17 protein-coding genes and 1 pseudogene are annotated in these 20,592 nt (G+C 72.4%); 8 read left to right on the forward strand and 10 right to left on the reverse strand.

What is annotated here, in order from left to right; genetic code table 11:
• Nucleotides 1-34: 34 nt before the first annotated feature.
• From ACFY3J_RS31305 to ACFY3J_RS31315, 3 genes and pseudogenes are all read left to right on the forward strand, one after another.
• A complete protein-coding gene (locus ACFY3J_RS31305) occupies nt 35-1,186 on the forward strand; it encodes a C40 family peptidase (RefSeq protein WP_390842248.1) in 1,152 nt (383 codons plus the stop codon).
• Nucleotides 1,187-1,265: 79 nt separating this feature from the next.
• Nucleotides 1,266-1,559, forward strand: a pseudogene (locus tag ACFY3J_RS31310) (hypothetical protein); the annotation flags it as partial.
• 190 nt (nt 1,560-1,749) lie between these two features.
• The gene (locus ACFY3J_RS31315; protein WP_390842249.1) at nt 1,750-2,391 is read left to right on the forward strand and encodes a hypothetical protein; all 642 of its coding nucleotides are present in this window, start codon (nt 1,750-1,752) and stop codon (nt 2,389-2,391) included.
• Here the strand turns inward: ACFY3J_RS31315 and ACFY3J_RS31320 are convergent.
• The gene (locus ACFY3J_RS31320; RefSeq protein ID WP_225077931.1) at nt 2,369-2,722 is read right to left on the reverse strand and encodes a hypothetical protein; all 354 of its coding nucleotides are present in this window, start codon (nt 2,720-2,722) and stop codon (nt 2,369-2,371) included. The two genes, ACFY3J_RS31315 and ACFY3J_RS31320, sit on opposite strands and share 23 nt — an antisense overlap.
• Before the next feature lie 520 nt (nt 2,723-3,242).
• Here ACFY3J_RS31320 and ACFY3J_RS31325 point away from each other — a divergent pair.
• Nucleotides 3,243-4,304: an NlpC/P60 family protein gene (locus tag ACFY3J_RS31325; RefSeq protein WP_384176318.1), complete on the forward strand. Its 1,062-nt coding sequence runs from the start codon at nt 3,243-3,245 to the stop codon at nt 4,302-4,304.
• A 99-nt stretch (nt 4,305-4,403) separates the two neighbouring features.
• Here the strand turns inward: ACFY3J_RS31325 and ACFY3J_RS31330 are convergent, their stop codons facing one another.
• Together ACFY3J_RS31330 and ACFY3J_RS31335 are read right to left on the reverse strand one after the other, a co-directional pair.
• Nucleotides 4,404-5,123 (reverse strand): LuxR C-terminal-related transcriptional regulator, encoded by a 720-nt coding sequence (locus ACFY3J_RS31330; RefSeq protein WP_384175773.1) that lies wholly within the window; start codon nt 5,121-5,123, stop codon nt 4,404-4,406.
• A complete protein-coding gene (locus ACFY3J_RS31335) occupies nt 5,123-6,412 on the reverse strand; it encodes an ATP-binding protein (protein WP_141359250.1) in 1,290 nt (429 codons plus the stop codon). Before ACFY3J_RS31335 ends, ACFY3J_RS31330 begins: the two co-directional genes overlap by 1 nt.
• A gap of 223 nt (nt 6,413-6,635) precedes the next feature.
• On the opposite strand from ACFY3J_RS31335, the gene ACFY3J_RS31340 reads away from it, so the two are divergent.
• The gene (locus tag ACFY3J_RS31340; RefSeq protein ID WP_390842250.1) at nt 6,636-8,222 is read left to right on the forward strand and encodes a PspC domain-containing protein; all 1,587 of its coding nucleotides are present in this window, start codon (nt 6,636-6,638) and stop codon (nt 8,220-8,222) included.
• On the forward strand, nt 8,209-8,451 hold the full coding sequence (locus ACFY3J_RS31345; protein WP_384175777.1) for a hypothetical protein: 243 nt from the start codon (nt 8,209-8,211) through the stop codon (nt 8,449-8,451). The genes ACFY3J_RS31340 and ACFY3J_RS31345 overlap by 14 nt, the downstream gene beginning before the upstream one ends.
• 48 nt (nt 8,452-8,499) lie before the next feature.
• Here ACFY3J_RS31345 and ACFY3J_RS31350 read toward each other — a convergent pair whose 3' ends face one another.
• The 3 genes from ACFY3J_RS31350 to ACFY3J_RS31360 form a co-directional block, all read right to left on the reverse strand.
• Nucleotides 8,500-9,027, reverse strand: coding sequence for a DoxX family membrane protein (locus tag ACFY3J_RS31350; RefSeq protein ID WP_384175779.1), 528 nt, complete (start codon nt 9,025-9,027; stop codon nt 8,500-8,502).
• Between the two features lie 222 nt (nt 9,028-9,249).
• The gene (locus tag ACFY3J_RS31355) at nt 9,250-10,521 is read right to left on the reverse strand and encodes a hypothetical protein (protein WP_384175782.1); all 1,272 of its coding nucleotides are present in this window, start codon (nt 10,519-10,521) and stop codon (nt 9,250-9,252) included.
• Between the two features lie 193 nt (nt 10,522-10,714).
• Complete coding sequence (locus ACFY3J_RS31360) at nt 10,715-11,515, reverse strand: class II aldolase/adducin family protein (RefSeq protein WP_384175784.1); 801 nt, start codon at nt 11,513-11,515, stop codon at nt 10,715-10,717.
• Nucleotides 11,516-11,700: 185 nt separating this feature from the next.
• Between ACFY3J_RS31360 and ACFY3J_RS31365 the strand changes: the two genes are divergently transcribed.
• Nucleotides 11,701-12,174, forward strand: coding sequence for a pyridoxamine 5'-phosphate oxidase family protein (locus ACFY3J_RS31365; RefSeq protein WP_384175786.1), 474 nt, complete (start codon nt 11,701-11,703; stop codon nt 12,172-12,174).
• 57 nt (nt 12,175-12,231) lie between these two features.
• On the opposite strand, the gene guaA is transcribed toward ACFY3J_RS31365, so the two are convergent.
• Nucleotides 12,232-13,812 carry a glutamine-hydrolyzing GMP synthase gene (gene guaA, locus ACFY3J_RS31370; RefSeq protein ID WP_384175789.1) on the reverse strand — a complete coding sequence of 527 codons (1,581 nt, stop codon included), beginning with the start codon at nt 13,810-13,812 and terminating at the stop codon, nt 12,232-12,234.
• A gap of 367 nt (nt 13,813-14,179) precedes the next feature.
• Here guaA and ACFY3J_RS31375 point away from each other — a divergent pair, with 367 nt between their 5' ends.
• Entirely contained in the window at nt 14,180-14,491 is a 312-nt protein-coding gene (locus ACFY3J_RS31375; RefSeq protein WP_384175791.1) for a chorismate mutase, read from the forward strand.
• Nucleotides 14,492-15,240: 749 nt separating this feature from the next.
• Here ACFY3J_RS31375 and ACFY3J_RS31380 read toward each other — a convergent pair.
• The 3 genes from ACFY3J_RS31380 to ACFY3J_RS31390 all read right to left on the reverse strand — a co-directional run bounded on the left by ACFY3J_RS31380 (nt 15,241) and on the right by ACFY3J_RS31390 (nt 20,533).
• Nucleotides 15,241-17,034, reverse strand: coding sequence for a GMC oxidoreductase (locus ACFY3J_RS31380; protein ID WP_390842251.1), 1,794 nt, complete (start codon nt 17,032-17,034; stop codon nt 15,241-15,243).
• Nucleotides 17,035-17,082: 48 nt separating this feature from the next.
• The gene (locus tag ACFY3J_RS31385) at nt 17,083-18,696 is read right to left on the reverse strand and encodes a succinic semialdehyde dehydrogenase (protein ID WP_390842252.1); all 1,614 of its coding nucleotides are present in this window, start codon (nt 18,694-18,696) and stop codon (nt 17,083-17,085) included.
• A 124-nt stretch (nt 18,697-18,820) separates the two neighbouring features.
• A complete protein-coding gene (locus tag ACFY3J_RS31390) occupies nt 18,821-20,533 on the reverse strand; it encodes a serine/threonine-protein kinase (protein ID WP_390842254.1) in 1,713 nt (570 codons plus the stop codon).
• Nucleotides 20,534-20,592 lie beyond the last annotated feature (59 nt).

The raw sequence follows: 20,592 nt of genomic DNA on the forward strand, positions 1-20,592 counted from the left end.
ACCGGCAGGCGGACGATGGAAGGAGTCGCCTCCCTTGGCGTCGCACAGCAGCACGCGGCCCGCCGCAACACCCGGATCAGGTGCGCCCGGACCAGGCACGCACGGGGCGGACGGCGACGGGCCGAGCCCGGAGGAGGTCGAGAGGAAGCTCGACTACCTGTACGGCCGGGCGGGCTCGTCGACCACGCGGAACGACGCCGCCCAGAAGGACACCGCCCAGAAGAAGGGGGCGCGGCAGCGCGGGCTGGTCGCCGCGCTCCTCGACGACGTCGCCAAGCGCGCCGACATGCTCGGCAAGGCGCGGGAGATGCTCGGATCCTTCGCGGCAGCCCCGTACCGCAACGGTGACACCGCCCCCGAGACCGCCGCCCTGCTGCTCACCGAGACCCCGCAGGGCTACTTCGACCAGGCCCAGCTGATCAGCCGGCTGAACACACGCCGCGAAAGCCTGGTCGACGGCCACACCGCGCGGCCGCCGGCGCCCGAGACCACGGTCACGGACACGGCCCCGGACACCGTCCCGGTCCCGGCCCCTGACCTCCCCGGGCCGCCGGCCGAGCCTCAGCACGACATCGCGGCGGCCAAGGCGGCCGTCCAGCGGAAGCTGGCCCACGCGCGCGTACTGCTGCTGTCGGCGCCCCAGGCGCGTGAGGCCGTGCCCGCGACCGAGCCCACGCCGCTGACGCAGGCGGCGGAGCACGCGGAGATCACCGAGAGCATAGAGCACGCAGCGAACGCCGCCCCTTCCCCTCGTCAGGGCGCCGGCGCGGCCGGGGTCTCGTCCGGTGTGTTCCTCGGGCGGGCGTCCGGCGCCGCGCAGGCGACCAGGGCCGACCAGGCCCTCGCCTTCGCCCGCGAGCAGATCGGCAAGCCGTACGTGTGGGGTGCGGCAGGCCCGGGGTCGTACGACTGCTCCGGCCTCACCCAGGCCGCCTGGAAGGCCGCCGGGGTCACGCTGCCCCGCGCCGCCCTCGACCAGGCCCATGCCGGTACGGCGGTCCCGCTCTCCGAGGCCCGGCCCGGCGACCTCGTCTTCTTCGCCTTCTTCGGCGACGCGGACCACGTCGGTCTCTACGCCGGTGACGGCGTGATGATCCACGCACCGAGGCCCGGCGACCGTGTCCGCGAGGAGTCCGTCCACCACGACGGCGAATCGGCGGTGCACCGCGTGGTGCGGCCGGACTGAGGACGGCGCGTCCCGTCCGGCAACGCGCCCGCGCGCGTGCCCCGCGCATGGGTGCGCGAAGCTCCTTGGCATCGGGGCCATGCCCGGCACCTCACCCTTCCGCTCCTGGTTGGCGCAGTGCCCGCCGGCGGCCGGGGCCGCCGTGATGGCCACCGGCATCGTGTCGGTCGCCCTGCATCTGACGGGCTACGAACTGCTGTCCCGCGTGATCCTCGCGGTGGCTTGCTTCGCGTGGCTGACGCTGGCGGCGGACTTCGTCCTACGACTGCTGGGCGACCGGGCGCGGTGGATCAGGGAGGCGGGGACACCGGGCGCCCTCACCGCCGTCGCGGCGACGACCGTGCTCGGGACCCGTTGCGGGTCGACTTCCTGGCCGGCCGGCGCCCGTTCGCCCGCGCGGCGGGCGGGGCGCGGTTCCTGGACGCCGAGCGCTACGCCCGGCTCCGGTCCGGCGCCGCCGCGGCCGTGCCGTCCCCAGCCGGGCCGCGGCCCGAACCCGCCTCGCGGAGGCGCTGCTCGCGCTGGCCTTCGTACTGTGGGCGGGGCTGTGGGCGGGGCTGCTGGTGCTGGTGGTCCGCAACTACCGTCGGCCGATGCCCGGGGCGGTGTTCCTGAGCTGCGTGGCGACCGAGGGCTTGGCCGTGCTCGCCGCCACTCCGGCCAAGACGCAGGCCGTGGCCTGGCCGGCGTACGCCGCGCTGGTGCTGTTCTGGCTCGGGCTCGTGCTGTACGTCTTCGCGCTGTGCTGCTTCGACCTGCGGCAGCTGCTCCAGGGGCACGGGGACCACTGGATCGCGGTCGGGGCCCTGGCGATCTCCGCTCTCGCCGGCGCACGGCTGATCGCGGTCGGCGGCGGAGGCACGTACCTGTGGGACGCCGACGACAGCGGTGTACTGCGAACGGTGACCCTGGCGCTCTTCGTGCTCGACCTGTGCTGGTACGCCGTTCTGGTCGTCGCGGAGCTGGTACGGCCCCGGCTGCGCTACGACGTGCGCCGCTGGTCCGACCGTGTTCCCGACGGGCATGACGGCGGCGGCGAGCGTGTCCGTCGCGGCCGCCGCGGACGTCCCGTCGCGGGGGCTCGGGAAGGTGCTGCCGTGGGTCGCGGTGGCGGCGTGGCTGGCCGTCGCCGCGGGCGCGGTCCTGGACGCGCGCGCGGAGCTCAGGGCGCTGCGCCGACCGTCACGTCCACAGCACGGCGATGAAGATGTTCGCCGTGGTGAGCAGGCCCACCAGGCCGAACAGGCCCTTGTCCACCTTCTCGTCGTCCCGCTTGACGTAGACCAGGCCGAGGATCACGATCAGCAGCGCCAGCTTCACGCCGATCTTGATGTTGTCGACGTGGTGGCCCTGGGCCTGGTTGAGGCCGACCAGGACCACGCCGGTGACCAGCATCGTCAGCGCGCCGTGCAGCATCGCCGGCACGAACCGGGCCGTGCCGCGGCCCATCGCCTTCATCTGGGTGAGGAAGCCGCCGAGCAGCGCGGCGATACCGACGATGTGCAGACCTACGAAGAGATGGATGAGTACGTCCATGAGTCCGGAGCCTAACCAGCGGCCTCTCCGCTCCCGGCACCGGCCCGTCCCAGGCGACCGCCCGCCGACGCGCGCACGCCGACGCCGGACGCGGGCGGACACAGGAACCCGAGCGCGCGCCGACGCCGGACGCGGGCGGGCACAGGACTCAGGTGGGCACAAGCGGACGCCTGCCGCTCGCCGCATATATGCGACCCATAGCACCTCACCCAGCCCGAATGCCCCGGAAATCCGCGCATCGGTCATCGCAGCGCATGAAGGCAGCATCCCCGGAACGAGACCGCGGTCACATACGGTCACTCGGCGATCCCCTGCCGCCACTTCCGTACATGACCTCACCCGGCACTCACCGAGCGGCTTAGCTCCTCCCCCAGGTGACCGGCTTCACCGCCGCCCGGGCCAGGGGCGGCAGCCGGACACCACCGCCGAGATGTCCGGCGGCGGGCTGCTCCCCCTGTGCGGGCCGTCGCCGGACCAGGACCCCGCCTCCGCGGCCGGCAGAAGGGACGTGACGCTCCACGTGGCAGCGCACCGCAAGCTCCGACAGCGCTCGCTCGGCGGAAGCACCGTCCGTACGGCCGCCACGATCGCCCTCGCGGGCGCCGCGACGGCGACCGGCTTCGACGGCACCGTGCACGCCGCTCCGCGGCCGGCGCCGGAGCAGATCAAGGCCACGGTGGACAGGCTCTACCAGGAGGCGGAGACCGCCACCGAGAAGTACGACGGTGCGAAGGAGAAGACGGACACGGCCGAGAAGCGGCTGAAGGCACTGGGCGACGAGGCCGCCCGCAGGCAGGAGAAGCTGAACTCCGCCCGCGACGCGCTGGGCTCGATCGCCGCGGCGCAGTACCGGGACGGCGGGATCGACCCCGTGGTGCGGCTGATGCTGTCCGACGACCCCCGGCGATACCTGGACGGGGCCGAGTTCGCCGAGCGCGCGGGCGCCCGGCAGACGGCCGCCGTGGCCGATGTGCGCCGGCAGCTCCGGGAGATCGGCCGGCTGCGTGGGGACGCGCGCGTCGAGCTGACCTCGTTCCGGTCACGGCAGGCGGAACTGCGCCGGCAGAAGAAGACGGTCACCACCAAACTGGACGAAGCCCGGCGGCTGCTGGCGGGGCTGTCCCCGCAGCAGCGCACGGCGATCGGCGCGGGCGGGGACACCGGGCCCGCGGCCCGCCACGGCTCCGACACCCGGGACCAGCTCGGCGACCCGGCTTCGGTCACCGCCCCCGGTTCCCGCGCTGCCGCGGCCGTCGCCTACGCCTACCGGAAACTCGGCAGCCCCTATGTGTGGGGCGCGACCGGGCCCGACGCCTTCGACTGCTCGGGCCTGATCCAGGCCGCCTACCGCTCCGCCGGTGTCTCGCTGCCCCGCACCACCTACGCCCAGATCAGCGCGGGCCGGCGTGTCCCACGCTCCGCACTGCGCCCCGGCGACCTGGTGTTCTTCTACTCCGGTATCAGCCACGTCGGCCTCTACGTCGGCAACGGCCGGATGATCCACGCCCCGAACCCCTCGGCTCCGGTCCGCCTGGCCCCGGTCGACCAGATGCCCTTCGCTGGGGCGACACGGGTGGCGTGAGGGAGTCCGGACCGGGATGCGCACCGGCGGTCGGCACCGCCCGCGCGGTGACGTGCCGTTGCCGGATGCTGTGATCGCGCAGGCGTGCCCACAAGCAGGTCACACCAGCCGGCGTGCCGTCGCCCAGCGGGTCAGCTCGTGGCGGTTGGAGAGCTGGAGCTTCCTCAGCACCGCGGAGACGTGGGACTCCACCGTCTTGACGGAGATGAAGAGCTGCTTGGCGATCTCCTTGTACGCGTAGCCGCGGGCGATGAGGCGCAGCACCTCCCGCTCGCGCTGGGTGAGGCGGTCGAGGTCCTCGTCGACCGGCGGGGCGTCGGTGGAGGCGAAGGCGTCCAGCACGAAGCCGGCCAGGCGCGGGGAGAAGACGGCGTCGCCCTCCTGGACCCGGAAGATCGAGTCGACGAGGTCGGTGCCCGTGATCGTCTTCGTCACATAGCCGCGTGCTCCACCGCGGATCACGCCGATCACGTCCTCCGCCGCGTCCGACACGGACAGCGCGAGGAAGCGCACGGGCCGCTCGGAGTCGGTGGTCAGCGCGGCACAGCGCCGCAGCACCTCCACTCCGCCGCCGCCGGGCAGATGGACGTCCAGCAGAACCACCTCGGGCCGGGTCGCGGTGATGACCGTGACCGCCTGGTCGACGTCCGCGGCCTCGCCGACGACCTCGACGCCCGTCTGCTCGGTCTGGCCGATCTCGGCCTGGACCCCGGTGCGGAACATGCGGTGGTCGTCGACGAGTACCACGCGCACGTGCCGCCCGCCCGCCCCCGTCGTCTCCGCTCCCGCCGTACCGTTCGTCTCGGTCGGGTCGCTCATCACGTGTTCTCCGCCCTCTCCATCTCCAGCTCGACCTCCGTGCCGCCGTCCGGCACGGCCCGCAGCCGGGCCGTCCCCCCGTTGCGCTCCATACGGCCGATGATCGATTCTCTGACGCCCATCCGGTCGGCGGGTATCGCGTCGAGGTCGAAGCCGGGTCCGCGGTCCCGGACGGACACGAAGACCGTCCTGCCCTCGACCTCGGCGTAGACCTGGACGGCGCCGCCCTCGCCACCGTACTTGGCGGCGTTCACCATGGCTTCCCTCGCGGCCTGCATCTGTGCGCCGATCCGGTCGTCGAGCGGGCAGTCGCCGACCACGACCACCTCTATGGGGACGCCGTGCTTGTCCTCGACCTCGGCGGCGTTGCGCCGGACCGCCTCGGCGAGGGTGGCCGGCTCGTCGGCCTCGTCCTTGCCGTTGCCCTCCGGCTTGTAGAGCCAGGCGCGCAGGTCGCGCTCCTGGGCCCGGGCCAGGCGGCGCACCTCGCCCGCGTTCTCCGCGTTGCGCTGGATCAGGGTCAGGGTGTGCAGCACCGAGTCGTGGACGTGGGCGGCGACCTCGGCCCGCTCCTGGGCGCGGATGCGCATCAGACGCTCCTCGGAGAGGTCCTGGGTCATGCGCACGAGGTAGGGGCCGGCGAGCAGGGTTATGCCGACCAGGACGGCGAGGGCTGCCTGGAGGACCGAGCCGAGATGGGCGGCGGACCCCTGCATCACGAAGATGGCGGAGACGCCGGCCGTGACCAGCAGGACGCCCGCTCCGGCGCGGGCCAGGGTGAGCGTACGGCGTCGGCGGCCGACCTCGACCCAGCGGGCCCGGCGGGCGTTGTCCGCCTGGCGCCAGACCAGGGCGACGCCCGCGGCGACGAGGACGGCCGGCAGGAGGTAGGCCTTGGCGCCGTTGCCCGGATTGACGCTGCCGACGAAGACCATCGCCACGACGACCATGAGGAGCAGGGCGACGATCTGGCCCTTGTCCGGTTTGCGGGCGACGATTCTGCGGCGGCCGTCCGGCGAGGTCTCGGTGGTGACGAGGGACGGCGGCTTCTGGTCGCCGACGCCGCCGACTCCGAGGGGCACGAAGAACCAGAAGGCCGCGTACACCAGCGCGCCGAGCCCGTCGGCCATGAACAGGCCGACGAAGACGAGCCGCACCCAGACCACGGGCAGCCCGAGGTGACCGGCCAGGCCCCGCGCCACTCCGCCGAGCCAGCGTCCGTCGCTGCTGCGGTAGAGCTTGCGCGGCGGCCGCGGGTCGTCGAGGGGCACTGCTGCGGCTTCCGGCATGCCACTGATGGTCACACGCCCGGTAGTGCGGGGACATCAGGGTCCGCCCCCTAGACTCCCCTGATCTTCGAATCCGCTCTTCGAAAAGGCTCTTCGAAAAGCCCCCGGGTCGCGGCCCGACGGTCTGTCGAACGCATCCCCGGCCACGGCTCAGGGGCGAATCAGGGTTCGCCCAGGGTCGTCCCGGCTCCCGCCACGACCGCACGCCCGTCACCATGGACGCATGACGAATCACCAGCACGCCGCGAGGGGTCCGGAACCCGGCTCCGGCCCGGGCCCGTCCCCGGGCACCGGGCCACGGGACGCCGTGCCCGGCGCGGGTGCGGGTGCGGGTGAACAGCCGCGGGCACCCGGGCAGCCGGGCGCGCCGCACGCGGACGAACGGCCGGGCTCGGCCGACGGGATGGGAGGGGAGAGCGTGACGGGCACGACGGGGGCGGCCGAACACCGGGACCCGGCCGCCGGGCCGGAGAGCGGGACGGCGGGAGCCGGCACCGCTGCCGGGGCGCGCGCCGAGGCCGATACCGGAGCGGGCGGCACCGACGGTGTGCCGAAGTTCCGGCGGGACCGGGGGCACAGGGTGATCGGCGGCGTCTGCGCCGGTCTGGGGCGGCAGTGCGACATGGATCCGGTGATCTTCCGGATCACGCTGGCCGTGCTGGCCGCGACCGGCGGCATGGGCCTCATCTTCTACGGCTTCGCCTGGCTCTTCGTGCCGTACGACGACGAGGAGGAGAACGAGGTGCGCAAGCTCCTCACCGGCCGGGTGGACGGACCGGCTCTCGCGGCCGTGCTGTTCGCGCTGGTCGGCTGCGGGGTCTTTCTGTCCATGCTGGGCAACGGCAGCGTGCTGTCCTTCGGCGTCGTCCTGTCCCTGCTCCTCGCCGGCGCCGGGTACTGGTCGCAGCACCGCGGCGCCCCCGGCCCCGACCCGCTGGCCGCCCAGGCCGCAGCCGACGCACCGCCGGAGGCCCAGGCACCGCCGGTGCCCGCGATCTACCCCTCCTGGTGGCGCGACCCGATCGTCAAGGACGGCACCCACGTCGGCGGCACGGGCTATCTGTGGGGTCCCCGCGACTCGCGCGGCCGGGACGTCGCCGCGGCCGTCAACATCGGTCTCGGCGCGCACGCCGGCGAGTACACACGTCCGGTGCGCACCGAGCCGCCCCGCCCCCGCGGCCCGCGCGGGATCGGCGGCTGGGTCTTCCTGCTGGCCCTGCTCGCCGGCGCGCTGGGCACCCGCCTGACCTGGGACGACGACGCCCTGGGCACCAGCCTCCAGGCCGGTCTTGCCTGCGCGCTCGCGGTCTTCGGCCTGGGCATGGTGGTGAGCGCGTTCCTGGGCCGGACGGGCTTCGGCTCGATACTGCTGGCGCTGGTCACCGCGGTCCTGCTCGGCACTTCCGCCGCGCTTCCGAAGGACATCACCACGCAGTGGGGGCAGCAGACCTGGCAGCCCGCCGCGACGGCGGGCGTCCGGCCCGAGTACCACCTCGGCACCGGGGAGGGCACTTTGGACCTGACCGGGATACGCCTCGGCAAGGGAGCGACGGTGACGACGAAGGCTCAGGTGGGCGTGGGCCGGCTGCGAGTGATCGTGCCGGCGGGCGTGACCGTCCGGGCGAACATCGAGGTGGGGATCGGCGACATCCGGCTGCCGGGCGACACCTCACAGGACGTGGACGTGGCGCCCGGTCGGCACCAGAAGATCACGCTGCCCGCGACCGCGGGCGGCAAGGACGCCGGGACCCTGGACATCAAGCTCCAGGTCGGCGTGGGACAGGCGGAGGTGAGCCGTGCTGCGCCATGAGTTCCAGCCGGGGAAGCTGGTGTCCGGCGTCTTTCTCACCGGCGCGGGAGTGGTCTATGCGGGGGACGCGGCCGGTGCCTGGCAGGCCCCGTGGTTCCTGCTGGCCCCGATGGTCGTCGGCGGCCTGTGCCTGGGAGGCGCGGCGGCGGTGGTGAACAGGGCCGTGCGCAGGCGCCGGGACGCCCGCGCGGCCCTCGGCGGGACAAGTACGGGGGGAGGAACGGGCTGAGCTGCCGGTACTCCCCCGTGCCGAGCTGTCGGCACTCCCCCTGCCGAGCTATCGGTACTCCCCCGCCCGTCGCCGTCGCCGTACCCGCAGTGCGACGTCGGCGGAGAGCATCGGGGCGCCGGCGAGGACCAGGGGCAGCCAGGCCATCAGATAGATGAGGTCGTTGCCGTAGTAGTAGGGGGTGGTGGCCCAGCTGACCGTGAGCCACAGGCTGAGGGAGATCAGCGCGCCGCCGACCGCGGCCAGGCGGCCCAGCAGACCGATGAGGGTGCCGAGGCCGACGGCCAGTTCGGCGAAGGCGATGCCGTAGCCGAAGCCGACCGGGTTCTTCAGGGCCAGGTCGACCAGGGCCGGGATGGCGGAGGAGTCGCGGACCGCGCGCATCGTCTCGCCGATCGACCCGGGGCCGGTGTCCTGCATGAAGCCGCTGGAGGTGAGTTTGTCGAGACCGGCGTAGATGAAGGTGACGCCCAGGAAGATGCGGAGGGGCAGGAGGGCGTATCGGCCCGCCGTGTCCCGCCGGCTTGGACTCAGATCGGCATGCATGGGCTGGGTGTCCGTACGAACCTGGGTCATCGCTGCGAGCCGCCTCTCACCGCCGTCGTATGTGTGCCCCTCAATCGACCATACGTATGTGGGACGGGACCCGCTCAACCCCGCGGGGAAGTTTTTCCGGTTTCCGCGTGACTTCGGCTCATGCGTCCCAAGGCATCGGGGTGCTGACGGCCCTCCACAAATCCATCCGCACCCGATCCGCCGGAGGTGTCATCCGCCGTCATTCCGGCACTCCGGCGCCTGTTACTCCGTCACGTCGATCATGTACCGGTTCGTCTCCACGCCCGCCGCCGTCACCACCTGCACGTCGACCCGGCCCGGCTCCACGTCCGCCGGGACGGGCACGGTCAGTGCCGTGTCCGTGGGATTGCTGAAGCCGCCCGTGACCGGGACGAGGGGCACGTGCACGTTGACCGCGCCGATGCGGACCCTCATACGGGCCAGCCGGTCGGCTCCCTGCGCACCCGGCGGGACGAACCCGGCGCCCCGGATCTCGATGTCGTCGCCCGTCCGGATCGGCGCGTCCAGGTCACCGGCCTCCCGGGCCCGGACCACCGACAGGACGACCGGACGGCCGCCGTCGGCGTACTTGCCCGCCAGGTAGGTCGCCGCAGACACCAGCACCACCACCGCCAGCCCCCACGGCAGGTCGGGCAGTTGGTCCGGGCGCCGGGCCAGTCGCACCGCCGCGAACGTCAGCGCGACGGCGCTGATCACCACGTACTGGATGTCCGTGAAGGCGCCCCGTCCCGAGTCGTCGGTCAGCAGGTCGGCCGCCCGCGGCCGGTCCGCGCGCACCTTCTGGAGCCGCTGCCCCAGCACCCGCAGTCCGACCACCCGCCGTACGAGGACCGCGATCCCGCACACCACGGCGAGCACGGTGACCACACCGGCGCCCCGGGCCAGGTCCAGCCCGGAGATCAGGGCGTCGCGCTCGGTGTGGTCCGAGGCGGCGGCGAGCCGGCCGGCCAGCACCAGCACCGCGTACGCCACGAACAGCACCCATCCCGCGGCCACCGCGCGGGAGGTGGACAGCCGGTTGTCTTCGCCGATGACCGGAGCGAGCGCCCCGCCGCGCCCCCGGTGGAGCCAGGACGCGGCCGTCAGCGCCCCGGCCACCAGGACGGCCGCCAGCAGTCCCGCCGTCCGGGCGGAACTCCAGCCCGCGCCGACCGCTGTCAACGCCTGCACCAGAAGCAGCAGTACGACCGCCGCCCACACCGTGTACGCCGTCCAGCGCCACAGCCGTGCCAGCCAGGCCAGGCCCTCGGCCCGCCCCCGTTCGGCGACGAGTTCAGCGGACTGCGTCAGTTCCTCCGAGACCCACTGTCGGGAGGCCGACGCCGAGTGCGCCACGGCCGCCGGCAGGCCCTGGCCCGCGGCGAACTCGTCCCGCTTGAGAAGGAACGCGGCAACGGCCTGCCGGTGTCCCGCACGCGCCCCGTGCGGGCAGTCCCCGCAGGTGCAGCCGCCCCCGTGGGCGCCCACGCCGCCTCTCGCCTCCTGCACCGCCACGCCCGACGCCCGCCTTCCCCGGATCCCGCGGCCCGGCCGCGGCAACAACACCCCTACACAGAAGGCGAATTGTGCCCTATACCGCCCCGCCCGCGTTCGCCAGGTCCGGTCAGCGTGGGTGAAGCCGGGAACGCTGTGTTGACCCGGCCGCGGGAGCCCCCGTATGGGCGAGATGTCCGGCGTGCCGAAGGGCTCAGGTCAGCAGGTCGGGTTCGCTGCGGCTGATGTCCTGCCACAGGGGCTGGTAGTTGATCCACGCCACCAGGTCGCCGCCGAGCTGTTCCCGGGTCGCGACCGCCAGTTCGTGGTCGATCAGGACCGGCCGGCCCGCCGCCCGGGCGGTCAGCTGCACCTGGCAGGAGCGTTCCATGGCCAGGAACCACCAGGCGGCGGCGTCCACCGAGTCACCGACCGTCAGCAGGCCATGGTTGCGCAGCACCAGCGCCTTGCGCGAGCCCAGCGCGGCCGCGATCCGGCGGCCCTCCTCCGCGTCGACGGCGACACCGGTGTAGGAGCCGTAGACGGCGTGGTCCTCGTAGAAGGCGCAGCTCTCCTGGGTGATCGGGTCCAGGAGGTCACCGAGCGCCGCCAGGGCGCGGCCGTGCACCGAGTGGCAATGGGCGACGGCGACGACGTCCGGGCGGGCGGCGTGGACCTGGGCGTGCACGGTGAACGCGGCCTGGTTGACGTGGTGGCGGCCCTCGAGCACCTGCCCGTCCTGGTTGGCGAGCACCAGGTCGCTCACGGTGACGTGCTTGAACGGCATCCCGAAGGGATTGACCCAGAAGCAGTCGCTGAACTCCGGGTCGCGCGCGGTGATGTGGCCGGAGACGCCGTCCTCGAGACCGGACCGGCCGAAGATCCGCAGGGCGCCCGCGAGCCGCTCCTTGCGGTACCGGCGTTCGTCGTCCACCGACTCGTGCATCGGTGGCATCGCGAACAGCAGCTTCTCGGTGGGCAGGGGCGGTGGCGGAGTGGGGGTGGGGCCGTGCATGGGACCTCCGTCGCTGGATCGACGACGTACGGGCCGGAAGCTACCGCCGAACGGGTCAGGATACGAGCGCGGTGAGGTGAAGATGCCCGGCAGCACACCGGCTCCGCCGCCGAATGCCGCCGAACGCCGCTGAGGGTCTCCGAATCCCGACAGAGGATGTCGGGTATCGCCGCCACACTCGGGGCATGGCGACCAACTGGGCGGCCTTTGCCGCGGCGGAACCCGACCTGGCCACGACCGTCGAGCAGCGGTTCAGAGCGTTCCCGCACCACGTCCTGGTGACCCTGCGCGGGGACGGCTCCCCGCGCACCACGGGACTGGAGGTGCGCTTCCTGAACGGCGAGCTGTGGCTCGGCATGATGCCGGGCTCGCTCAAGGCGCTCGATCTGCGCCGGGATCCGAGGTTCGCGCTTCAGGCGAACCCGGGGCCGGACACCGCGATGGCCGGCGGTGACGCGCGGATCGCCGGGCGGGCGGTCGAGGTGGTGGATCCCGAGGTGAAGGGCGCGTACGTGAAAGAGGTGGAACCGCCGCAGCCGTTCCACCTCTTCCGCACCGAGTTGACGGAGGTCGTACGGACCTTCGTCGAGGACGACACGTTCCTGGTCGTCCAGGTCTGGAAGCCCGGAGAGCCGGTGCGGACTCTCAGGCGGACCTAGGGCCTCTCGTTTGGATCATGCCGGGCTGATCCGAACGAAAGACGGCCCAGCGCCGGGTCACTCCCACTCGATGGTGCCCGGCGGCTTCGAGGTCACGTCGAGGACCACGCGGTTGACGTCCCGGACCTCGTTGGTGATGCGGGTCGAGATCTTCGACAGGACGTCGTAGGGCAGCCGCGACCAGTCGGCGGTCATGGCGTCCTCGCTGGAGACCGGGCGCAGCACGATCGGGTGGCCGTAGGTGCGGCCGTCGCCCTGGACTCCGACGCTGCGGACATCCGCGAGCAGGACCACCGGGCACTGCCAGATGTCACGGTCGAGGCCGGCCGCCGTCAGCTCCTCGCGGGCGATGGCGTCGGCCTCGCGCAGCAGGTCCAGGCGCTCCTTGGTGACCTCGCCGACGATCCGGATGCCGAGGCCGGGGCCCGGGAAGGGCTGGCGCTGGACGATCTCGTCCGGCAGGCCGAGCTCCTGGCCGACCATGCGGACCTCGTCCTTGAACAGCTGGCGCAGCGGCTCGATCAGCTTGAACTCGAGGTCCTCGGGCAGGCCGCCGACGTTGTGGTGCGACTTGATGTTCGCGGTGCCGGTGCCGCCGCCGGACTCGACGACGTCCGGGTAGAGGGTGCCCTGTACGAGGAACTCCACCGCCGGGCCCTCGTCCGCGATGATCTCCGCCTGGGCCTGCTCGAAGACGCGGATGAACTCGCGGCCGATGATCTTCCGCTTCTCCTCGGGGTCGTTGACCCCCTTGAGGGCGGTGAGGAAGCGCTCCTCGGCGTCCACGACCTTCAGCTGCACGCCGGTCGCGGCCACGAAGTCCTTCTCGACCTGCTCGGTCTCGCCCTTGCGCATCAGGCCGTGGTCGACGTAGACGCAGGTCAGCTGGGAGCCGATGGCCTTCTGCACGAGTGCGGCGGCGACCGCGGAGTCCACGCCCCCGGACAGTCCGCAGATCGCCCGCTTGTCGCCGACCAGCTCGCGGATGGCGGCGACCTGCTCGTCGATCACGTTGCCGGTGGTCCAGTTCGGCTTGAGGCCGGCACCGCGGTAGAGGAAGTGCTCCAGGACCTGCTGGCCGTGCGTGGAGTGCATGACCTCCGGGTGGTACTGGACCCCGTACAGCTTCTTCTCGTCGTTCTCGAACGCGGCGACCGGGACGACGTCCGTGGAGGCCGTGACCGAGAAACCCTCGGGGGCGGCGGAGCAGGCGTCGCCGTGCGACATCCACACGTCCTGGTCGGCCGGGGTGCCCTCGAAGAGGGTGGAGGAGGGCTTCGAGACGGACAGTCCGGTACGGCCGTACTCACGGGCTCCGGAGTTGTCCACGGTGCCGCCGAGGACCTGCGCCATCAGCTGGAAGCCGTAGCACATGCCGAAGACGGGGACGCCGGACTCGAAGATCTCGCGGTCGAGGCGCGGGGCGCCCTCTTCGTACACCGAGGAGGGGCCGCCGGAGAGGATGATCGCCGCCGGGTTCTTGGCGAGCATCTCCTGAACCGGCATGGAACTCGGCACGATCTCGCTGTAGACCCGCGCCTCGCGGACGCGACGGGCGATGAGCTGGGCGTACTGCGCGCCGAAGTCGACGACCAGGACGGTGTCGGGGGCGGCGGCAGCGGGGGTCGCTGATGACACGGGGTGCCTTCCGGCGGTCGGGGGGTCCTTGTGTTTGTCGATTCTACCGACGTGGTCGCGGGTGCCTCCCCCCCGCCGCCTCGGCGACTACCGCCCGGGGCGTCCCGTCCAGGGCCCGTCCAACCGTCCGTCTCATCAGGTGAACCGTGTTGGACGTCGCGGGCAGGCGAGGCATACTGGCCTCATGCTCGCGCAGACGACCTTCGTGTTTACCTATGGCACCCGGCCCACCGGCTGCCATGGTCGTGCTGCTTGAGCAACTGACAAGCGACTTCCCAGGCGCCCCGGGCCGACAAGGTCCGGGGCGCCTGGCGTTGTGGTCCTTGTCATCCGGGGCACCGCACCCGACCAGCGAGGAGCCCCCGCCATGACCGCCACCGCAGCACAGCCCCAGACCCCGGCAGCCACCGCCGCGAGCGGCGCCCGTACCGACGAGGCCGCGAACGTGATCACCGGTGCCCGGGACCGCATCGACGCCCTGGACGACCGGATCATCGGCCTGATCCAGGAACGGATGGCCGTCTCCGCCGTGATCCAGGAGACCCGGATCGCCTCCGGGGGCCGGCGGGTGAACCTCTCCCGCGAGATGGAGATCCTGGGCCATTACAGGGACGCCCTGGGCAAGCCGGGCACGACCCTGGCGATGACCTTGCTGGAGCTGTGCCGGGGCAGGATCTGACCCCCTCACCGCCGCCCTCGCCCCCGCGTCCCACCGCTCTCACCCGTACGGCGCGTGACCGCCGCGCGGCCCGCCTCGTTGTCCCGGTGTCCGCGCCAGCCAGGGGCGGGCCCGAAAGAACCACGCGTGGATCTCCGGAGCGATGAGGCGTGCGGATCGTGCCGCGCGTCGTGGGACCTCGCTCCAGGGAAGTGACCGGACGGCAGGGGACAGCAGCCCGGTCACCCAGATAAACGGCCGGCTCCGGGGACGCCCGGGGCCGGCCGGCGGAACCAAAAACACACAAGGCCGGACCAAAGGGTTGCGGACGCCAGGTTCGTCCAGCACGACGCCCACACAGCTCCCGGCTCCGAACTCCCGCGCGGACGGCAGCGCCGTGGTGCGCCACCCGACCGCCAGAGGTCGAGACCAGGTGCGCGCTCCCCGTGCGCCGGGGCGCACGACGACGCATCACGATGCGCGGAGGGCACACGGCAGCGGCAGGCGGCGCAATCCCCCGGCGCCGCTCCCCCAGGCACCGGTACTGCCCTGACGTCGGTGCTGACGAGAGAAGGGCCCCGTGGCCCAAGGCCGCGGGGCCCTTCGCGTGCGCGCTCGCGGACACGAACCTCCGGGAATGTGACGCAGGACACACGAGAATCCTGCCGACCAGGGCGCAACCTTTCACAGTCCCCCCGGGTCACATCAGCAGACGGAGGAGGACCTGTGCCAGGAGGGGGGTGCAGGTCCTCTCTCTTTCCAGGCCCGTTTCACCGGCGCCGTTCCTGCTTCCTCGGCGGCACCGACGGCATCCCCAGGAACGGCAGCCGCAGCGCGCCGAAGGCGTCCGCCGGGACCGCCGGATGCTGTGGCTCCACCGCCCGCAGACGCTCGTAGGCCGCACTCTGCGGCGGGCGTGGGTCGGTCTCGCCCTTGTTGGGCCAGTACGACATCGCCCGCTCGGCCTGGGCGGTGATGGTCAGCGAAGGGTTCACCCCCAGGTTCGCCGAGACCGCGGCGCCGTCGACGACCGAGATGCCGGGGTGACCGTAGAGGCGGTGGTACGGGTCGATGACGCCGGTCTCGCGCGAGGCGCCGATCGGGCAGCCGCCGAGGAAGTGCGCGGTGAGCGGGGTGCCCATCAGCTCGCCCACGTTGGACCCGGCGAAGCCGTTGATCTCGGCGGCGAGCGCGGTGGCGCCCTCCGTGGCGGCCCTGATCTGCTTGGGGTTGGGCGCGCCGTGCCCCTGGCGGGCCGTGAGCAGTCCCTTGCCCACGCCGTCCGGTTTCAGGTACGTGGTCAGGGAGTTGTCCAGGGACTGCATCACCAGGCCGATGATGGTCCGCTCCGACCAGCGGCGGTTGGACAGGGAGCGCAGGACCAGCAGGGGGTGGCGGGCGGCGTTGGCCAGCCAGGCCGCCGCTCTGGACGAGCCCTCGGCATACGGGACCTGGAGGATCGACAGGCCGCCCATCGAATTGGAGCCCTTGCCGTAGCGGACCGGCTCGATGTGGGTGTTCTCGTCCGGGTGGATGGAGGACGTGATGGCGACTCCGCGGGTGAAGTCCGCCTTCGGCTCCCCGGTCGCCTTCCGGTAGCGCCGGTCGTCGGTCTGGGCGCCCACCAGAGCCTCGGAGTTGGTGCGGGTCAGCTCGCCCAGCCGGGGCGAGAGGAAGGGCAGCCGACCGCTCTCCCTCATGCGGTGCAGCAGCGTCTGGGTGCCGTAGGTGCCGGCCGCCAGGACCACCCTGCGTGCCGTGAACAGGCGGCCCGCGCCCTTCTTCCTGTCGTCGGTGGGGAGCGTGGCGACCGCGTAGCCGCCGCGCGAGTCGTCCGTGACCGACACGACCGTCGTCATGGGGTGGACCACCGCGCCCGCCTTCTCGGCGAGGTACAGGTAGTTCTCGTTCAGGGTGTTCTTGGCGCCGTGCCGGCAGCCCGTCATGCACTCGCCGCACTCGGTGCAGGCCCTGCGGTCCGGTCCGGCCCCGCCGAAGTAGGGGTCCGCGACCCGCTCGCCCGCCTTCGCCGTCGTCGTGCCGTCGGCGTCCTCGCCGTCGCCGAAGAACACTCCGACCGGCGCCATGTGGAAGGTGTCGCCGACGCCCATCCGCTGTGCGGCCGCCTTCAGATGGACGTCGGAGGGGGTCGTCGTCGGGTTGAGCCGCACGCCGAGCATGCGCCGCGCCTGGTCGTAGTACGGCGTCAACTCGTCGTGCCAGTCGGTGATGTCCCGCCACTGGGGGTCGTCGAAGAAGGGTTTCGGCGGTATGTAGAGGGTGTTGGCGTAGTTCAGGGAGCCGCCGCCGACGCCCGCGCCGGCCAGCACCATGACGTTGCCGAGCAGGTGGATGCGCTGGATCCCGTACATGCCGAGCTTCGGGGCCCACAGGTAGTTCTTCAGGTCCCAGGAGTTCTTGGGCAGGGTCTCGCGGGTGAAGCGGCGGCCCGCCTCCAGGACGCCGACGCGGTAGCCCTTCTCGGTCAGGCGGAGCGCGGAGACCGATCCGCCGAACCCCGACCCCACGACGATGACGTCGTAGTCGTAACCGTCTTGAGACACGTGCTCTCCTTGTCGGGAACGGGGTGTTGGCCAGTGCCCCGACAGGCACTAGCGGAAACGGCACGCCTTCATCAGCCTCAGGCTGCGACTCATGAACGCCGCGTACCTCTCGTCGTCCATGCCGAGCGACGGGGCCATGGGCAGCAGCCGCTGGTGGGCCAGGGTCTGGGCCTCGGTGTACTTGAGGATGCCCTCGGAGCCGTGCCGGCGGCCGAGCCCCGAGTCCTTCATGCCGCCCATCGGCGACTGGACGCTGCCGTAGGCGGGGGCGTAGCCCTCGTTGATGTTGACCGTGCCGGTACGCAGCCGCGCGGCGACCTCGCGGCCGCGGCGGGCGTCCTTCGTCCAGACGGACGAGTTCAGGCCGTACGGCGTGGAGTTGGCGCGCTCGATCGCCTCGTCGTCGCTCGTGAAGCGGTAGACGGCGACGACCGGGCCGAAGGTCTCCTCCGTGCACACGGCCATCGGGGCCTCGACGCCGTCGAGGATGGTGGGCTCGAAGAAGTACGGGCCGATGTCCGGGCGGGCGACGCCCCCGGCCACCACCTTGGCGCCCTTGGCGACGGCCTCCTCCACATGCCGGGTGACGGTCTCCAGTTGCCGCTCCCCGACCAGCGAGCCCATGTCGGCGCCGTACGCCAGGGACGTGCCGAGCCGCATCGCCCGCGTACGGGCCGCGAACCGCTCGAGGAACGGGTCCGCGACCGCCTCGTGGACGTACAACCGCTCGATGGAGATGCACAGTTGGCCGGCGGAGGAGAAGCAGGCGCGGACCGCTCCGGCCGCCGCCTTCTCGATGTCGGCGTCCTGGAGCACCAGCATGGCGTTCTTGCCGCCGAGTTCGAGGGAGACGCCGACCAGGCGGGCGGCGGCGCTCCGGGCGACCTCGCGTCCGGTGCGGGTGGAGCCGGTGAAGGAGACGTAGTCGGCGTGCTTGACGACCTCGGGGCCGACGACCGGGCCCTCGCCGATGACGACCTGGAACACCTCGGCGGGCAGCCCTGCCTCGACGAGCAGGTCGCGGGCCCACAGCGCGGTCAGGCAGGTCTCGGTGTCGGGCTTCATCACCACCGCGTTGCCCGCGACGAAGGCGGGCAGCGCGTCGCCGACGGACAGCTCCAGGGGGTAGTTCCACGGGGCGATCTGGCCCACCACCCCGCGCGGGTGGCGCAGTTCGGTGACGCGCGTGAGGGTGGGGATGGCGCCCGTGTGCCGCTTGGGCCTCAGGTAGGCGGCGGCGCGGCGGCCGTAGTGCCGGGCGGCGACGGCGACGGCCTGGACCTCCTCGTGCGCGTGCAGGCGGGCCTTGCCGGTCTCCAGCTGGATCAGGTCAAGGACCTCGGCCTGGCGGGCGAGCACCAGGTCGTGGAAGCGGAGCAGGACGGCCGCGCGCTGCCGTACCGGGACCCGTGCCCACACCGCCTGTGCGGCGCGGGCCCGTTCGTAGGCGCCGGCCACGTCCTCGGGGGTGGACTCGGGCAGGTCGGCGAGCTTGTCGCCGGTGAACGGCGTGTGGTTGGCGGTCCGGTCGGACCCGGCGACGCCCTTGGTGAGCCGGGCGACCAGCTCGGGGGTCACCACGTCGGCGGCGGTACGGGCCCCCTCGGGGGCGGGGGCCTGGGGATTGGTGCCGGTCTTCGCCGGGGCCTGCGCGTCCGTCATGACGCGCAGGGTATGCCGGTCGGGCTGCTTTGTGTACCCGTCAGTAATAGGGATTCACGGGATTCACCGAGTGCTCACAGCGCGCCAGTGATCACTGGCAACGAATGCGCTGATCAGGACGTTGTCACAGGAGATCGAGGTCCAGGTTGGCGATCGCCGCGCGCGCCACCTCACGCCCGCGTTCGGTGAAGTCGCCTTTGCCCGGGTAGCCGACGGTGAGCTTGTACAGGTCGCCCTCGGCGGTCGTGTAGTAGAACATCCGCAGCTCGCGCGGCATCGGGTGCGTGCTGTCGTTGGTGGTGTAGACGATCGTGTTCTCGGCGGCCTTCCTGTCCTGGTACGTCGAATCCTTCGGGTGGGTCGTCGGGTTCTCGGGCATGCCGAGTTCGTAGTTGCCGGACTGTTTGTAGGTGCCGTTGTCGTCGTACATCTGGGCGGCCGCGGAGTCCTTGATGGAGCGTTCCGGTTCCTCGGACTTCCTCAGCAGGCGCAACCCGACCGTGATGCTGCCGCTCCAGTCGCTGTAGGTCACCCAGTGCTTCTTGTCGTTCTTCCGGTCCGGTACCTGCCTCTGATAGTCCTTCGGCACGGCGATCGTCGCGGCGACGTCCTTCTCCTGGTGGGTCGCCCAGTCCTCGGGCAGCGGGCCCGCGAACGGGTGGGCGATCAGGACGTACGCCGTCACCGCGGCCGCGACGACCGCCGCGCCGAGCCCGAGCCACGCTCCGCGCCCGAGCCGGAGGCCGCGCGGCCCGCCGGGAGCGCCCTCGGCGTACCGCACCACCTGCGTGGCTGCCGGGGCGGACGGCGCGGCGGCCGCCTCCAGCAGGGCACGGACCCGGAAGGCGGGCGGCCGGTGTGCCGGGTCCTTGTGGAGCAGACCGGTGACGGCCTCGGCGAGCGGGCCCCGCGCGGCGGCCGGCGGGGCGGGCGTGGCGTTGAGGACCGACTGGAGGGTGGCCGGGGTGTTGCTGCGGCGGAACGGGGAGACGCCCTCGGTGGCCGCGTACAGGACCACGCCGAGCGACCACAGGTCGGAGGCCGGGCCGGGGCGCTGCCCCAGCACGCGTTCCGGCGCGATGTACTCGGGTGAGCCGACGAAGCCGCCAGTGTCGGTCAGGCTGGTCTCGCCCTCGATCTGGGCGATGCCGAAGTCGGTGAGGACGATCCTCTCGTGCCGTCCGAGCAGGATGTTGTCCGGTTTGACGTCCCGGTGCAGGATGCCCGCGGCGTGCGCGGCCTCGAGCGCGCCGAGCACCTCCAGACCCATCCGGGCCGCCTCGCGGGCGTCCAGGGTGCCTTCCTGGAGCGCGGCGCCGAGCGAGCGGCCCTGCACCAGCTCCATCACGATCCACGGCTGCCCGTCGACGACGGCCACGTCGTGGACGTTGACGACCGCGGGGTGGTCGAGCCGGGCGGCGGCGCGGGCCTCGCGACGCATGCGCTCGAAGGTGTTGGCACGTTCCCGTTCGGGAAGGTGGTCGGGGACGCTGGGCTCCTTGACGGCGACCTCGCGGTCCATCGTCTCGTCCTTGGCCCGCCACACGGTCCCCATGCCGCCGTGCCCAAGCTTGGCGAGCAGCCGGTAGCGCCCGCCGATCAGCCGACCGGCGCCGGGATCCTGCGGCTGCGCGGATGCGGTGCCGTGCGGCTGCCCGGGTGCGGTGCCGTGCGGCTGCCCGGGTGCGGTGCCCTGCGGCTGCCCTTCCCCGCCGCCCGCTCCGGGCGCGGCGTACCGGTTGTGCGGATGGGGCACCCGTCCCTGTGTGTCCGGCGGTTGCAAGGCGAAAGTCGTCGGATCGTCGGCCCCGTGCTGGGCACCCCCGTGGTTGTTCATGGGTCCATCCATATCGCGACCGCCTCCGCCGACTCCAGCAGGCGGCGTATCCGGTCACC

This window comes from Streptomyces sp. NPDC001231 (assembly GCF_042896885.1).
GTDB lineage: Bacteria > Actinomycetota > Actinomycetes > Streptomycetales > Streptomycetaceae > Streptomyces.

Coding starts and splice junctions, on each gene's coding strand:
- ACFY3J_RS31330 (WP_384175773.1), bottom strand. CDS start 5,123: ATGAGCGACCCGACCGAGACGAACGGTACGGCGGGAGCGGAGACGACG.
- ACFY3J_RS31350 (WP_384175779.1), bottom strand. CDS start 9,027: ATGACCCAGGTTCGTACGGACACCCAGCCCATGCATGCCGATCTGAGT.
- ACFY3J_RS31375 (WP_384175791.1), top strand. CDS start 14,180: ATGACCGCCACCGCAGCACAGCCCCAGACCCCGGCAGCCACCGCCGCG.
- ACFY3J_RS31320 (WP_225077931.1), bottom strand. CDS start 2,722: ATGGACGTACTCATCCATCTCTTCGTAGGTCTGCACATCGTCGGTATC.
- ACFY3J_RS31385 (WP_390842252.1), bottom strand. CDS start 18,696: ATGACGGACGCGCAGGCCCCGGCGAAGACCGGCACCAATCCCCAGGCC.
- ACFY3J_RS31365 (WP_384175786.1), top strand. CDS start 11,701: ATGGCGACCAACTGGGCGGCCTTTGCCGCGGCGGAACCCGACCTGGCC.
- ACFY3J_RS31335 (WP_141359250.1), bottom strand. CDS start 6,412: ATGCCGGAAGCCGCAGCAGTGCCCCTCGACGACCCGCGGCCGCCGCGC.
- ACFY3J_RS31360 (WP_384175784.1), bottom strand. CDS start 11,515: ATGCACGGCCCCACCCCCACTCCGCCACCGCCCCTGCCCACCGAGAAG.
- ACFY3J_RS31340 (WP_390842250.1), top strand. CDS start 6,636: ATGACGAATCACCAGCACGCCGCGAGGGGTCCGGAACCCGGCTCCGGC.
- ACFY3J_RS31390 (WP_390842254.1), bottom strand. CDS start 20,533: ATGAACAACCACGGGGGTGCCCAGCACGGGGCCGACGATCCGACGACT.